The following is a 14,486-nucleotide window of genomic DNA, read 5'->3' as shown; positions in this document are numbered from 1 at the left end:
CGTGAGCACCGAAGCGTATGTGTACGACGCGATCCGCACCCCGCGCGGTCGCGGCAAGGCCAAGGGTGCCCTGCACGGCACCAAGCCCGTCGACCTGGTCGTCGGCCTGATCCACGAGATCCGCGACCGCTTCCCCGGCCTCGACCCGGCGGCGATCGACGACATCGTGCTCGGTGTGGTCAGCCCGGTCGGCGACCAGGGCTCCGACATCGCCCGCATCGCCGCCATCGCGGCCGGACTGCCGGACACGGTGGCGGGCGTGCAGGAGAACCGCTTCTGCGCGTCCGGCCTTGAGGCCGTCAACATGGCGGCGGCGAAGGTCCGTTCCGGCTGGGAGGACCTGGTCCTCGCGGGCGGCGTCGAGTCGATGTCCCGGGTGCCGATGGCCTCGGACGGCGGCGCCTGGTTCAACGACCCGATGACCAGCCTCGCCACCGGCTTCGTCCCGCAGGGCATCGGCGCCGACCTCATCGCCACCATCGAGGGCTTCTCCCGGCGGGACGTCGACGAGTACGCGGCCCTGTCGCAGGAGCGCGCGGCCACGGCCTGGAAGGAGAACCGCTTCGAGCGGTCCGTCGTCCCGGTGCGGGACCGCGGCGGTCTCACCGTCCTCGACCATGACGAGCACCTGCGTCCCGGCACCACCGCCGACTCGCTGGCCGGGCTGAAGCCGTCCTTCGCCGACATCGGCGAGCTGGGCGGCTTCGACGCCGTGGCCCTGCAGAAGTACCACTGGGTGGAGAGGATCGACCACGTCCACCACGCGGGCAACTCCTCCGGCATCGTCGACGGCGCCGCCCTCGTCGCCATCGGCTCCAAGGAGGCCGGCGAACGCCACGGGCTCACCCCCCGCGCGCGGATCGTCTCCGCCGCCGTCTCCGGGTCCGAGCCCACCATCATGCTGACCGGCCCCGCCCCCGCCACCCGCAAGGCCCTCGCCAAGGCCGGCCTGACCGTCGACGACATCGACCTGGTCGAGATCAACGAGGCGTTCGCCGCGGTCGTCCTGCGCTTCGCGCGGGAGCTGGGCCTGTCCCTGGACAAGGTCAACGTCAACGGCGGCGCCATCGCGCTGGGCCACCCGCTGGGCGCCACCGGCGCGATGATCCTCGGCACCCTCGTCGACGAACTCGAACGCCAGGACAAGCGCTACGGCCTCGCCACGCTCTGCGTGGGCGGCGGCATGGGCATCGCCACCGTCGTCGAACGTGTCTGACCCCCTTCCGACGGATCATCTGGAGCACACCCTCATGAGCACCGAGCCGACCACCATCCGCTGGGAGCAGGACGACACCGGCGTCGTCACCCTCGTCCTCGACGACCCCCACCAGTCCGCGAACACCATGAACGCCGCGTTCCGCGACTCCCTCGCCGTGATCACCGACCGCCTGGAGGCGGAGAAGGACTCCCTCCGCGGCGTCATCATCACCTCCGCCAAGAAGACCTTCTTCGCCGGCGGCGACCTGCGCGACCTGATCCGGGTCACCCCCGAGACGGCGCAGGACCTCTTCGACGGCGGCATGGCCCTCAAGCGGCACCTGCGCCGCATCGAGACCCTCGGCAAGCCCGTCGTCGCGGCGATCAACGGCGCCGCCCTCGGCGGCGGCTACGAACTCGCCCTCGCCTGCCACCACCGGATCGCCCTCGACGCCCCCGGCTCCAAGATCGGCTGCCCCGAGGTCACCCTCGGCCTGCTCCCCGGAGGCGGCGGCGTCGTCCGCACCGTCCGCATGCTCGGCATCACCGACGCGCTGCTGAAGGTGCTCCTCCAGGGCACCCAGTACAGCCCGCGCCGCGCACTGGACAACGGCCTGGTCGACGAGGTCGCCGACACGCGCGAGGACATGCTCGCCAGGGCCCGCGCCTTCATCGACGCCAACCCCGAGTCCGCCCAGCCCTGGGACAGGCCCGGCCACCGCATCCCCGGCGGCACCCCCGCCCACCCGAAGTTCGCCGCCAACCTGCCCGCCTTCCCGGCCAACCTGCGCAAGCAGACGGGCGGCGCCCCCTACCCGGCCCCGCGCAACATCATGGCCGCCGCCGTCGAGGGATCCCAGGTCGACTTCGAGACCGCCCAGGTCATCGAGGCCCGCTACTTCGTCGAGCTGGCCGCCGGACAGACCTCGAAGAACATGATCCAGGCGTTCTTCTTCGACCTCCAGGCCGTCAACTCCGGCGCCAACCGCCCGAAGGGCGTCGAGCCGCGCAAGGTCACCAGGGTCGCCGTCCTCGGCGCCGGGATGATGGGCGCCGGGATCGCCTACTCGTGTGCCCGCGCGGGGATCGACGTGGTCCTCAAGGACGTCTCCCTGGAAGCCGCCGTCGAGGGCAGGGGCTACTCCGAGGAGCTGTGCGCCAAGGCCGTCGCCAAGGGCCGTACCAGCCAGGAGAAGGCCGACGCGCTGCTCGCCCGGATCACGCCCACCGCCGAGGCCGCCGACCTCGCCGGCTGCGACGCGGTCATCGAGGCCGTCTTCGAGGACACCGCCCTCAAGCACAAGGTGTTCCAGGAGATCCAGGACGTCGTCGCCCCCGACGCGCTGCTGTGCTCCAACACCTCCACCCTGCCCATCACCGCCCTCGCCGAAGGCGTCGAGCGCCAGGGCGACTTCATCGGGCTGCACTTCTTCTCGCCCGTCGACAGGATGCCGCTGGTCGAGATCATCAAGGGTGAACGCACCGGCGACGAGGCGCTGGCCCGCGCCTTCGACCTGGTCCGGCAGATCAACAAGACCCCGATCGTCGTCAACGACTCGCGCGGCTTCTTCACCTCGCGCGTCATCGGGCACTTCATCAACGAGGGCGTCGCCATGGTCGGCGAGGGCATCGAGCCCGCGTCGGTCGAGCAGGCCGCCGCCCAGGCGGGTTACCCGGCCAAGGTGCTCTCCCTGGTGGACGAGCTGACGCTCACCCTCCCGCGCAAGATCCGGAACGAGGCCAGGCGGGCCGTGGAGGAGGCGGGCGGCACCTGGACCGCGCACCCCGCCGAGGCCGTCGTCGACCGCATGGTCGACGAGTTCGGCCGCCCCGGCCGCAGCAGCGGCGGCGGCTTCTACGAGTACGGCGAGGACGGCAGGCGCGCGAGGCTGTGGCCGGGACTGCGCGAGCACTTCACCAAGGCGGGGTACGAGATCCCGTTCGCGGACATGCAGGAACGGATGCTGTTCTCCGAGGCGCTGGACACCGTCCGGCTGCTGGAGGAGGGCGTGCTGACCTCCGTCGCCGACGCCAACATCGGCTCGATCCTCGGCATCGGCTTCCCCGGCTGGACCGGCGGGGTCCTGCAGTACATCAACGGCTACGACGGCGGCCTGCCCGGATTCGTGGCCCGCGCGCGGGAACTCGCCGAGCGCTACGGCGAGCGCTTCACCCCGCCGGCGCTGCTGGTGGCGAAGGCGGAACGGGGAGAGGCCTTCACGGACGCCCGCTGACCCGCCGCGAGGGGTGACGGGGCGAGCCCCGTCACCCCTCCTCGTCGAGCCACTGGGCCAGCTCCTCCCGCAGCGACCGCTGGAAGGTGGTCAGCAGCGCCTGCACCACCAGCGGATGCATCCGGGCGGACAGGGACCGCACGTCCCGCGCGTCCCGCTCCGCGACAGCGTCGCGCAGCAGCCGCGACAGTTCGCGGGCGGCCGCGCGGGAGTGCTCGATGAGGGCGGTACGCGCGGCGAGGACCGTCTCATGGGACAGCGGTACGTCCAGCAGCTCCGCCCCGAGCCGCAGCAGCCCGGGGTCGACCCGGAACACCTCGCCGTCCCGCTCGACGACGCCCATCGCCGCCAGCCGCTCCAGATGCTCCTCGCCCAGGGCCCGCCCCGCCCGGCGCTCCAGCTCCCCGCGCGGCACCGTCTCCACCGCCTCGGGCGCCCAGGAGGCCACCACCGCCCGCTGGACCGCCAGGTCCCGGGCGCTCAGATCCGGCGGCAGCTGCCCCAGGTACCGCTCGATCGCCGCCAGCGTCATGCCCCGGTGCTGCAACTCCTCGATGAGCTCCAGCCGGGCCAGATGCTCCCGCCCGTAGTGACCGACCCGCCGGGGACCGATCACCGGCGGCGGCAGCAGCCCCTTGGTGCCGTAGAAACGGACCGTGCGCACGGTGACACCGGCCCGGGCCGCCAGTTCGTCGATCGTGAGCGGCTGCTCGGTCTCGGTCGTCATGTGCAGCAGTATCGCTGTGCCACCAGTGCTGTGCCACCAGTGCTGTGCCACCAGTGCTGTGGCACCTGGGCCGCCCTCCCGGAAACGGCGGAGCCGTTGTCCGTGGCAGCACCTATGGTGACGTCATGTCGGGGATCACATACATCCGGGGTGACGCCACCGTGCCGTCGGTGAAGGGCGTCAAGGTCATCGCCCATGTCTGCAATGACATCGGGGGCTGGGGGAAGGGCTTCGTCCTGGCGGTGTCGCGCCGCTGGCCCGAGCCGGAGAGGGCGTACCGGGCCTGGCACCGGGATCGCGCGGCCAACGACTTCGCGCTGGGCGCGGTCCAACTGGTCCAGGTCGAGCGGTACGTCTGGGTGGCCAACATGATCGGCCAGCGCGGCATACGGACCGGGAGCAAGGGCGTCCCCGTCCGCTACGAGGCGATCGACACCGCCCTCGACCGCCTCGCCGGCCACGCGAGAGCCCTCGGCGCCTCGGTCCACCTGCCCCGCATCGGCTGCGGCCTGGCCGGCGGCACGTGGTCCCGCGTCGAGCCGCTGATCACCGAGCGGCTGGTGCGGCACGGCATACCGGTGACGGTGTACGACCACGGTGACTGAGCGGACCCGTCACCGGTCCCGCGCGTGAACCGGCGCGTCCCACCAGACGTGGTTTCAGCCGCCGGTGGCTTCATGAGGCGTCAACCGCCCTCTTATGCACCCGAGTTCACCCATGTACCGTCCCGCGCATGCCGAAACGCACGCGCTTCACGACCTGGAGACCGCTCGCGACGGCGGCCACCGCCGTCCTGACGGCCACGCTCCTCACCCCCACGGCCGCACACGCCGCGCCACCGCGCGAGAGCCTGCCCGTCCACTCCTACGACGACGCCGTCCGCGAGGCCGTCTGGGTGGACACCGGACTCGACGAGGACCGGGACGGACGCACCGACCGGGTCGCCGTCGACATCGTCCGGCCCCGCGAACCCGCACAGCGGGGCCGGAAGGTTCCCGTCATCATGGACGCCAGCCCGTACTACTCCTGCTGCGGGCGCGGCAACGAGAGCCAGAAGAAGACCTACGACGCGAACGGCGACGTCGTGCGGATGCCGCTGTTCTACGACAACTACTTCGTGCCGCGCGGCTACGCCGTCGTCGGCGTCGACCTGGCCGGAACCAACCGGTCCGACGGCTGTGTGGACGTCGGAGGCCGCTCCGACATCCAGTCCGCGAAGGCCGTCGTCGACTGGCTGAACGGCCGCGGCACGGCGTACACCACCCGCACCGGCACCGAACGGGCCGGGGCAGACTGGACCAACGGCCGCACCGGCATGATCGGCAAGAGCTGGGACGGCACCATCGCCAACGGCGTCGCCGCCACCGGCGTCGAGGGCCTGGAGACCATCGTTCCGATCGCCGCCATCTCCTCCTGGTACGACTACTACTTCACCCGGGGCGCCCCGCTCTACGACTCCGGCCCCGACTGGCTGTCCCAGTACGTCGAGACACCCGAGGCCCGCGACCGGTGCGACGAGGTCCAGCGCGAACTCGTCGAGGGCGCCCCGCGCACCGGCGACCGGACGCCCCTGTGGACCGAACGCGACTACGTGCGCGCCGCGAAGAAGGTGAAGGCCAGCGTCTTCCTGGTGCACGGCATGCAGGACCTCAACGTACGGATGCAGCACGTCGGCCCGTGGTGGGACGCCCTCGCGAAGAACGGCGTCGAGCGCAAGATCTGGCTCTCCCGGACCGGCCACGTCGACCCCTTCGACTTCCGCCGCGCCGAGTGGGTCGACACCCTGCACCGCTGGTTCGACCACGAACTCCTCGGCTACGACAACGGCGTCGACCGCGAGCCCATGGCCGACATCGAACGCGGGCCCGACCAGTGGGTCACCTCGAAGAGCTGGCCGCCGCGCGGCACGCACACCACGACCCTGCGTCCCGCCCCGGGCGCCGAGGCCGGCGTCGGCACCCTCGGCCTGCGCAGGAGCGGGGGAACCGAGGCCTTCACCGACGACCCGCGGCTGAGCGAGACCGACTGGGCCGCCCGCGTCGACACCCCGACCCCGGACAAGGCAGGCTTCGTCACCGGTTCGCTCACCCGCGACCTGCGCCTGTCCGGCGCCTCCCGGGTCACCGTCACCGCCACCCCCAGCACGCCCACGGCCCACCTCTCCGCCGTACTCGTGGACCTCGGTCCCGACACCATCCGCGACTACGCCGCCGACGGAGAAGGCATCACCACCCTCCCCGAGCGCACCTGCTGGGGCGCGAGCACCGCGGGCGACAGCTCCTGCTTCCAGGAGACCCGCGCCACGACCACCGACGTCGAGCACACGATCGTCAGCCGTGGCTGGGCCGACCTCGGCAACCACGCCGACGACGGAAAGGGCGAGCCGCTCACCCCCGGCAAGCGGTACACCATCACCCTCGACCTGGCGGCCACCGACCACGTCGTCCCCGAGGGCCACCGCCTGGCACTGATCGTCGCCGGCACCGACCGGGGCCTGATCGATCCCCCGGCCGACACCCCGACGCTCACCCTCGACCTGGCCCGTACCTCCGTGCGGGTGCCGTTCGTCGGCGGAACGGCCGCGTTCGCCCGCGCCACGGCGGGCTCGCACACCGCGGCCCCGGACTCCGTCCTGGACGGCGTGGACCGGCCGGACGTCACCGCCCACCGCGTCCCCGGGGAGGCCCGATGAAACGCGCCCCCGCCGGGTACCACCTGGTGGAGGGGAAGGCCGGGACTTTCTGCCGCTGAGGTGAGTTTTGCGCCAAAGGTGGTAGGGGCGTAACGGGAGGAGCGCTCTCCGCCCCACGGCTCTGAGGAAAGGTGCCGCCTGTGACGCATGACCAGCACAGCGACAAGGACGACACGGCGGGCCCGCTGCCTGGCTCCGAAGCGGGCCTGCCGGGCCGGGGGCACCCGCGGACCGACCGGGTGGTGTTCGGCGTCACCGCCGTACTCACCCTCGCGTTCGTGCTGTGGGGCGCCATCGGGACGGACTCGCTCGAGGACGCCTCCACCACCATGCTCGGCGGGCTGATGCACAACGGCGGCTGGGCGTTCATGCTGGCCGCCTCCGGCTTCGTCGTCTTCGCCCTCTGGCTCGCGGCCGGCCGCTACGGCCGGATCCACCTCGGCGCCGAGGGCGAGGAACCGGAGTTCCGCACGGTGTCGTGGATCGCCATGATGTTCAGCGCCGGCATGGGCATCGGCCTGATGTTCTGGGGTGTGAGCGAACCGCTGGCGCACTACACGACGCCCCCGCCGGGCACCAGCCCGGCCGACTCGGGCGATCGCATGGAGACGGCCATGGCGACCACCCTCTTCCACTGGACGCTCCACCCGTGGGCGATCTACGCGGTGGTCGGCCTCGCCATCGCCTACAGCACCTTCCGCAGGCGCCGCCGTCAGACCATCAGCGCCGTGTTCACCCCGCTCATCGGGGAGAAGCACGCGGGCGGCGTCGGCGGCCGGGTCATCGACGTGCTCGCCATCATCGCGACGGTCTTCGGCTCCGCGGCCTCGCTCGGCCTCGGCGCGCTGCAGATCGGCTCCGGTGTGGAGAAGCTCGACTGGATGGACAAGGTCAGCACCGGGCTGCTGGTCGGCATCATCGCGGTGCTGACCGTGGCGTTCGTGGCCTCCGCGGTCTCCGGTGTGGAGAAGGGCATCCAGTGGCTGTCCAACACCAACATGGTGCTGGCCCTGATCCTGGCCGTGTTCGTGTTCGTCGCGGGCCCGACCATCCTCATCCTGGACCTGCTGCCGACCTCGGTCTTCGCCTACCTCGGCGACCTGCCCGAGCTGGCCGGCCGCACCGAGATCAGCGGTGGCGAGGGCGTCGCCGACTGGCTGGGCAGCTGGACCGTCTTCTACTGGGCCTGGTGGATCTCCTGGACGCCCTTCGTCGGCATGTTCATCGCCCGTATCAGCCGGGGCCGGACCATCCGCCAGTTCATCGGCGGAGTCATTCTCGTGCCCAGCACGGTCAGCCTGGTCTGGTTCGCGATCTTCGGCGGCTCGGCGATGAGGCTCCAGGAGCAGAACCGGCTCGGCGGCGAGACGACCCCCGAGGGCCGGCTCTTCGCCGTGCTGCAGGAGTACCCCGTCGCCACCGTCACCAGCCTGCTGGTGATGATCCTCGTCGGCATCTTCTTCGTCTCGGGCGCCGACGCGGCCTCCGTCGTGATGGGCACCCTCTCGCAGCGGGGCGCGCTCGAACCCAGCCGCTGGGTGGTGGTGTTCTGGGGCGTGGTCACCGGCGCGGTGGCGGCGATCATGCTGCTGGTCGGCAGCGGGCAGGGTGACGCGCTGACCGGCCTGCAGAACCTCACGATCCTCGCGGCGGCCCCGTTCGTCATCGTGATGATCCTCATGTGCGTGGCACTCATGCGCGACCTGCGCCGCGACCCGCTCGTCGTGCGGGGCGAGATGGCCTCCGAGGCGGTGGAACTCGCCGTCATCGAGGGCCACAAGAAATACGACGGCGAATTCGAACTCCGGGTGGGTCCGGGCCGCGGCCCGGACGTGGAGGGCGACCCCATCGGCAAACACTGACCCCCGTGGCGGCCCGAGCCCACCCGTGCCTCAGAGCGGCACGGGTGGGCTCGGGCACCCCCTCGGGGAGGCACCTTGCCGACGCCGGTCGGCCGGGCGCGGCCCCGGCCGGTTCGGCGGGCGGCGAGTACTGCCGCCTCCTCCGCACAACCCCGTGCCACCGTGGCCCCCGCATCGCTGTGACCGTAGTCGTGCGCCAGGGCCCGCCCGCCGGGCAGGGGCACGCGCTCCGGACGCACCGTGTCCCGAGCCGGCCGCGCCGCCGGCTCCCTGTACGCCTCCAGCGAGCGCAGCGCCCACGCGCGCGCCGACACCACCGGATCGATCCGGTAGGTCCACCACAGCGCGCCGGCGACCGCCGAGGTGGTCCGCTCGACCGGATCGCGCGTCCACAGCCGTACCCGCACGCCGCGCTCGGCGAGCACCACGGCCGTCGTCAGCCCGACGACCCGCCGCCGATCACCAGGACATCGCGGTCCAGTCCGGTTCCCGTCGGGGGACCGTAGCGGAATATGTCGTGCCGTGCTCAGGTCCGTCCCGCGGTGGGAATACTCACAGCATGTCTGCCGAGTACGCGACCTTCGGCCTGGCGCCGGCGATGAGAGCCGGTGGGCTCCTCGCAGGCGGTGCCTACCAAGTCCACCGGGACTTCGTCGACTTCGTCGTCGACGGACGCCCGCTGCTCTTCCGCCTCTCCGACCTGGACGCCGTCTCCCCGCTCGCCTCCGACGTCCCGCCCTCCCTCTTCACCGCCCAGGTCCACAGCCTGCTGCTGGAGACCGAGGCGCCGCTGCCCGCCGGCCGGTACATCGTCTACGGCTGCCCCGAGTGCGAGGACCTCGCCTGCGGCGCGGTGACCGCGGTCATCGAACGGGACGGCGAGGACGTCGTCTGGCGCGACTTCGCCTGGCAGACCGGCGAGCACGCCGATCTGGACCTCAACGGCTACCACGGCATAGGCCCGTTCCGCTTCCACGGTGCCGAGTACCGCACCGCCCTCGCCTCCCTGCTCGACGGCGACGCCCCCGGCATCCGCCGCCGCGTCCTGCTGATCGGCGCCCGGGTAGCCCTGCTCGCCCGGCTCGCCGCGGCCCTGCGCACCATCGGCATCGGCGCGGACATCGCCCACGACGCCGACGGCGTCCCCGCCGACGAACTGCGCGGCTACGGCGCCGTGGTCTTCGGCCGGTCGGTGAGCGACGGCGAACGCGACGCCGTCCGCCGCGTCTTCGCCGCCGCCGGCGTCGACGTGCCCTGCGTCGACGGCTTCGCCCCCGTCGTCCCGCTCCTCGTCGCCCAGACCGAACAGGCACTGGAGCGCGGCCCGCGGGACCGGCGCCGCCTCACGGAACTCACCGCCGCCGGCGACGCGGCGGAGCTGGAGGTCACCTCGTCCTGCCGGGTCCGGCTCACCGCGTACCGGATCGACCGCCTCTCCCGCACCCACACCCAGGACCTCTTCGACGGCGTACTCGAACCCGGCCGTCACCGGGTCCTGCTGGACGGCAGGGCGGTGAAGGGCGAGGCGTACCTCGTCGCGCGCACCGGCGGGACGGTACGGGTGACAGAGGTGGGGCGGTGAGAACCGGGGCGCGACCGGCCGCGCGCGGCCATTAGGATCGGCGGTCTGATGACTGCCACCCTCGTCGCCAAGAACCTCGCCGCCGGGCACGGTGACCGCTCCCTGTTCACCGGTCTCGACCTCGTCGTCGCGCCCGGCGACGTGATCGGCCTGGTCGGTGCCAACGGCGCGGGCAAGTCCACGCTGCTGCGCCTGCTCGCCGGCCTCACCGCACCGGAACAGGGCGAGCTGCGCCTCTCGCCGCCCACCGCGACCGTCGGGCACCTCCCGCAGGAGCCGGAGCGCCGGCCCGGCGAGAGCGTACGGGCGTTCCTGGCCCGCCGTACCGGTGTCGCCGAGGCCCAGCGGGCGATGGACGAGGCGACCCAGGCCCTGGTCGACGGCGCGCCGGGCGCGGACGACGCGTACGCCACGAGCCTGGAGCGCTGGCTGTCCCTGGGCGGCGCCGACCTCGACGAGCGCGCCGAGGAGGTCGCCGACTCCCTCGGCCTGGCCGTCGGCCTCGACCAGCCGATGACCTCACTGTCCGGTGGCCAGGCGGCCCGCGCCGGGCTCGCCTCCCTCCTCCTCTCCCGCTACGACGTCTTCCTCCTCGACGAGCCGACCAACGACCTCGACCTGGACGGCCTGGAACGCCTCGAACGCTTCGTGACCGGTCTGCGTGCCGGCACGGTCGTCGTCAGCCACGACCGCGAGTTCCTCACCCGCACGGTCACCAAGGTCCTCGAACTCGACCTCGTCCAGCGGCGGATCAACCTCTACGGCGGTGGCTACGAGGCCTATCTGGAGGAGCGGGACGTGTCCCGCCGGCACGCCCGCGACGAGTACGAGGAGTACGCCGACAAGAAGACCGCGCTCCAGGACCGGGCGCAGACGCAGCGTGCCTGGATGGACAAGGGCGTGAAGAACGCGCGCCGCAAGGCGGGCAACGACAACGACAAGATCGGCCGCAAGTTCCGCAGCGAGGCCAGCGAGAAACAGGCCGCGAAGGCGCGCCAGACCCAGCGCATGATCGAACGACTCGACGTGGTCGAGGAGCCGCGCAAGGAGTGGGAGCTGCGCATGGAGATCGCGTCGGCGCCCCGCTCCGGCGCGGTGGTGGCGACGTTGCGGGACGCCGAGGTACGGCGCGGCGACTTCACCCTCGGCCCGGTGTCCCTGCAGATCGACTGGGCGGACCGGGTGGCCGTCACGGGCGCCAACGGCGCGGGCAAGTCCACGCTCCTCGGCGCCCTGCTGGGCCGCGTCCCGCTCGACGCCGGACACGCCGCCCTGGGCTCGGGCGTCCTCGTCGGCGAGGTCGACCAGGCCCGCGCGCTGTTCCACGGGCCTCAGGCCCTGCTCGACGCGTTCCGCCCGGCGGTACCGGACCTGGAACCGGCCGACATCCGCACGCTCCTGGCCAAGTTCGGCCTCAAGGCGGACCACGTCATGCGCCCCGCGGCCACCCTCTCCCCGGGCGAGCGCACGAGGGCCGCCCTGGCCCTCCTCCAGGGCAGGGGCGTCAACCTCCTGATCCTCGACGAGCCGACCAACCACCTGGACCTGCCGGCCATCGAACAACTCGAATCAGCCCTGAACACCTACCGGGGCACCCTCCTGCTGATCACCCACGACCGCCGCATGCTCGACGCGGTGAAGGTGACCAGGCGCCTGGAGGTAAGGAACGGCAAGGTGACGGAGAGCGGTACGTAACTGCGGGCAATCGTGCCGCAGGGCGGCACGGGTGGGCGCGGCGGCATCCGGCAAGCACCGGCCCGCGCACCCACCCCCGCCCAGCCCCGACGCCGGCCGCCTACGCCAGCCCGGCCCGCCGCAACGCGTCGGCCATCGCCCCGTTCGCCGGAGCGGGCGCGGCCGCAGGCCGCCCCTTCCCCCCGGAACCGGCCCCGGACCGCCCCTGCTGCTGCCGCTGCTTCGGCGGCCGGCCTCCCTGCCGCTCCCCGCGCTGCTCCCGCTGTTCCCCCTGAGGCGCGGCCTCGTCGTCCAGCCGCAGCGTCAGCGAGATCCGCTTGCGCGGGATGTCGACGTCCAGCACCTTGACCTTGACGATGTCACCCGGCTTCACCACGTCCCGCGGGTCCTTGACGAACGTCTTCGACATCGCCGAGACGTGCACCAGACCGTCCTGGTGGACACCGACGTCGACGAACGCGCCGAACGCGGCCACGTTGGTCACCACACCCTCGAGGACCATCCCGGAGGACAGGTCGGAGATCTTCTCCACCCCCTCCTTGAAGACGGCGGTCTTGAACGCGGGACGCGGGTCCCGCCCCGGCTTCTCCAGCTCCCTCAGGATGTCGCTCACGGTCGGCAGCCCGAATTTCTCGTCCACGAAGTCCTCCGGCCGCAGCGACCGCAGCACCGCCGTGTTCCCGACCAGCGCGGCGACCTCCGCACCGGAGGACTTCACCATCCGCCGCACCACCGGGTACGCCTCCGGGTGCACGCTCGACGAGTCCAGCGGATCGTCACCACCGCGGATCCGCAGGAAGCCCGCACACTGCTCGTACGCCTTCGGGCCGAGCCGCGCCACCTTCTTCAGCTCGCCGCGCGACCGGAACGGACCGTTGGAATCCCGGTGCGCCACGATGTTCTCGGCGAGCCCGGACGTGATGCCGGAGACCCGCGCGAGCAGCGGCGCCGACGCGGTGTTGACGTCCACGCCCACGCCGTTCACACAGTCCTCCACCACCGCGTCCAGCGAACGCGACAGCTTCACCTCGGACAGGTCGTGCTGGTACTGGCCGACCCCGATCGACTTCGGGTCGATCTTCACCAGCTCGGCCAGCGGGTCCTGGAGCCGGCGCGCGATCGACACCGCGCCGCGCAGCGACACGTCCATGTCGGGCAGTTCCTGGGAGGCGAAGGCGGAGGCCGAGTACACGGAGGCGCCCGCCTCGGACACCATCACCTTGGTCAGCTTCAACTCGGGGTGCCTGGTGATGAGTTCACCGGCGAGCTTGTCGGTCTCACGGGACGCCGTGCCGTTGCCGATCGCGACCAGCTCGACCGCGTGCTCCTTCGCCAGCCGCGCCAGCTTCGCGATCGCCTCGTCCCACCGGTTGGCCGGGACATGGGGATGGATCACGTCCGTGGCCACGACCTTGCCGGTCGCGTCCACCACGGCGACCTTCACGCCCGTACGGAAACCGGGGTCGAGACCGAGCGTCGCGCGCGTACCGGCCGGGGCGGCGAGCAGCAGGTCGCGCAGGTTCGCCGCGAAGACCCGCACCGCCTCGTCCTCGGCCGCCGTACGCAGCCGCAGCCGCAGGTCGAGGCCGAGGTGCACCAGGATGCGCGTACGCCAGGCCCAGCGGACCGTGTCACCCAGCCACTTGTCGGCCGGACGCCCCCGGTCGGCGATCCCGAACCGGCGCGCGACGATCCCCTCGTACGACGACGGGCCGTCCACCGGCTCCTCGGGCTCCAGGACGAGGTCGAGGACCTCCTCCTTCTCGCCGCGCAACATCGCCAGGATCCGGTGCGAGGGCAGCTCGGTGAACGGTTCGGCGAAGTCGAAGTAGTCGGAGAACTTCGCGCCCGCCTCCTCCTTGCCGTCGCGCACCTTCGCGGCCAGCCGCCCGCGCACCCACATCCGCTCGCGCAGCTCGCCGATCAGGTCGGCGTCCTCCGAGAACCGCTCGGTGAGGATCGCCCGCGCACCGTCCAGGGCGGCCTGCGGATCGGCGACCCCCTTGCCGGCGTCCACGAACGCGGCGGCCGCGGCGAGGGGATCGACGCCCGGATCACCGAGCAGCCCCTCCGCCAGCGGCTCGAGTCCCGCCTCGCGCGCGATCTGCGCCTTGGTGCGCCGCTTGGGCTTGTACGGCAGGTAGACGTCCTCCAGGCGCGCCTTGGTCTCCGCGCCGCGGATCCGCGCCTCGAGCTCGTCCGTCAGCTTGCCCTGCTCGCGCACCGACTCCAGGACCGCCGTCCGGCGCTCCTCCAGCTCCCGCAGATAGCGCAGCCGCTCCTCGAGCGTGCGCAACTGCGCGTCGTCGAGCATCTCGGTCGCTTCCTTGCGGTAGCGGGCGATGAAGGGCACCGTCGAACCGCCGTCGAGCAGTTCGACGGCAGCCCTGACCTGCCGCTCCCGTACGCCGAGCTCTTCGGCGATCCTGCCTTCGATGGACCCTGCGAGGGGTGTCGTCACGTTCCCGTACCGCCTTCTCCACTGAGGTTGCGCGGC

The 14,486-nt window shown here is 72.1% G+C and carries 9 protein-coding genes and 1 pseudogene; 7 read left to right on the top strand and 3 right to left on the bottom strand.

Going from position 1 to position 14,486, the window contains the following annotated elements; genetic code table 11:
* The first annotated feature begins 1 nt into the window (after position 1).
* Together ACFXAE_RS17960 and ACFXAE_RS17955 are read left to right on the top strand one after the other, a co-directional pair.
* A complete protein-coding gene (locus ACFXAE_RS17960) occupies positions 2-1,216 on the top strand; it encodes an acetyl-CoA C-acetyltransferase (RefSeq protein ID WP_384715195.1) in 1,215 nt (404 codons plus the stop codon).
* Between the two features lie 34 nt (positions 1,217-1,250).
* Entirely contained in the window at positions 1,251-3,431 is a 2,181-nt protein-coding gene (locus ACFXAE_RS17955; protein ID WP_384715192.1) for a 3-hydroxyacyl-CoA dehydrogenase NAD-binding domain-containing protein, read from the top strand.
* Between the two features lie 31 nt (positions 3,432-3,462).
* On the opposite strand, the gene ACFXAE_RS17950 is transcribed toward ACFXAE_RS17955, so the two are convergent.
* Positions 3,463-4,158, bottom strand: a complete 696-nt coding sequence (locus tag ACFXAE_RS17950) for a MerR family transcriptional regulator (RefSeq protein WP_384715189.1) — start codon at positions 4,156-4,158, stop codon at positions 3,463-3,465.
* A 125-nt stretch (positions 4,159-4,283) separates the two neighbouring features.
* On the opposite strand from ACFXAE_RS17950, the gene ACFXAE_RS17945 reads away from it, so the two are divergent.
* The 3 genes from ACFXAE_RS17945 to ACFXAE_RS17935 all read left to right on the top strand — a co-directional run bounded on the left by ACFXAE_RS17945 (position 4,284) and on the right by ACFXAE_RS17935 (position 8,712).
* Complete coding sequence (locus ACFXAE_RS17945; protein ID WP_384715186.1) at positions 4,284-4,763, top strand: macro domain-containing protein; 480 nt, start codon at positions 4,284-4,286, stop codon at positions 4,761-4,763.
* Positions 4,764-4,891: 128 nt separating this feature from the next.
* Positions 4,892-6,850 carry a Xaa-Pro dipeptidyl-peptidase gene (locus ACFXAE_RS17940; RefSeq protein ID WP_384715184.1) on the top strand — a complete coding sequence of 653 codons (1,959 nt, stop codon included), beginning with the start codon at positions 4,892-4,894 and terminating at the stop codon, positions 6,848-6,850.
* 140 nt (positions 6,851-6,990) lie between these two features.
* Positions 6,991-8,712, top strand: coding sequence for a BCCT family transporter (locus ACFXAE_RS17935; RefSeq protein ID WP_384715181.1), 1,722 nt, complete (start codon positions 6,991-6,993; stop codon positions 8,710-8,712).
* Positions 8,713-8,945: 233 nt separating this feature from the next.
* Here ACFXAE_RS17935 and ACFXAE_RS17930 read toward each other — a convergent pair.
* A pseudogene (locus ACFXAE_RS17930) lies at positions 8,946-9,226 on the bottom strand (FAD-dependent oxidoreductase); the annotation flags it as partial.
* A gap of 45 nt (positions 9,227-9,271) precedes the next feature.
* On the opposite strand from ACFXAE_RS17930, the gene ACFXAE_RS17925 reads away from it, so the two are divergent.
* Both ACFXAE_RS17925 and ACFXAE_RS17920 read left to right on the top strand, forming a co-directional pair.
* Complete coding sequence (locus ACFXAE_RS17925; RefSeq protein ID WP_384715178.1) at positions 9,272-10,294, top strand: oxidoreductase; 1,023 nt, start codon at positions 9,272-9,274, stop codon at positions 10,292-10,294.
* A 48-nt stretch (positions 10,295-10,342) separates the two neighbouring features.
* Positions 10,343-11,989 carry an ABC-F family ATP-binding cassette domain-containing protein gene (locus tag ACFXAE_RS17920; protein ID WP_384715175.1) on the top strand — a complete coding sequence of 549 codons (1,647 nt, stop codon included), beginning with the start codon at positions 10,343-10,345 and terminating at the stop codon, positions 11,987-11,989.
* Positions 11,990-12,089: 100 nt separating this feature from the next.
* Here the strand turns inward: ACFXAE_RS17920 and ACFXAE_RS17915 are convergent, their stop codons facing one another.
* Entirely contained in the window at positions 12,090-14,450 is a 2,361-nt protein-coding gene (locus tag ACFXAE_RS17915; protein ID WP_384715172.1) for a Tex family protein, read from the bottom strand.
* Between the last annotated feature and the right edge of the window lie 36 nt (positions 14,451-14,486).

The organism is Streptomyces sp. NPDC059454, from assembly GCF_042749965.1.
Classification (GTDB): Bacteria; Actinomycetota; Actinomycetes; order Streptomycetales; family Streptomycetaceae; genus Streptomyces.
This window is presented reverse-complemented; position numbering and strand designations above follow the sequence as displayed.

Coding starts and splice junctions, on each gene's coding strand:
- ACFXAE_RS17955 (WP_384715192.1), top strand. CDS start 1,251: ATGAGCACCGAGCCGACCACCATCCGCTGGGAGCAGGACGACACCGGC.
- ACFXAE_RS17950 (WP_384715189.1), bottom strand. CDS start 4,158: ATGACGACCGAGACCGAGCAGCCGCTCACGATCGACGAACTGGCGGCC.
- ACFXAE_RS17945 (WP_384715186.1), top strand. CDS start 4,284: ATGTCGGGGATCACATACATCCGGGGTGACGCCACCGTGCCGTCGGTG.
- ACFXAE_RS17940 (WP_384715184.1), top strand. CDS start 4,892: ATGCCGAAACGCACGCGCTTCACGACCTGGAGACCGCTCGCGACGGCG.
- ACFXAE_RS17925 (WP_384715178.1), top strand. CDS start 9,272: ATGTCTGCCGAGTACGCGACCTTCGGCCTGGCGCCGGCGATGAGAGCC.
- ACFXAE_RS17920 (WP_384715175.1), top strand. CDS start 10,343: ATGACTGCCACCCTCGTCGCCAAGAACCTCGCCGCCGGGCACGGTGAC.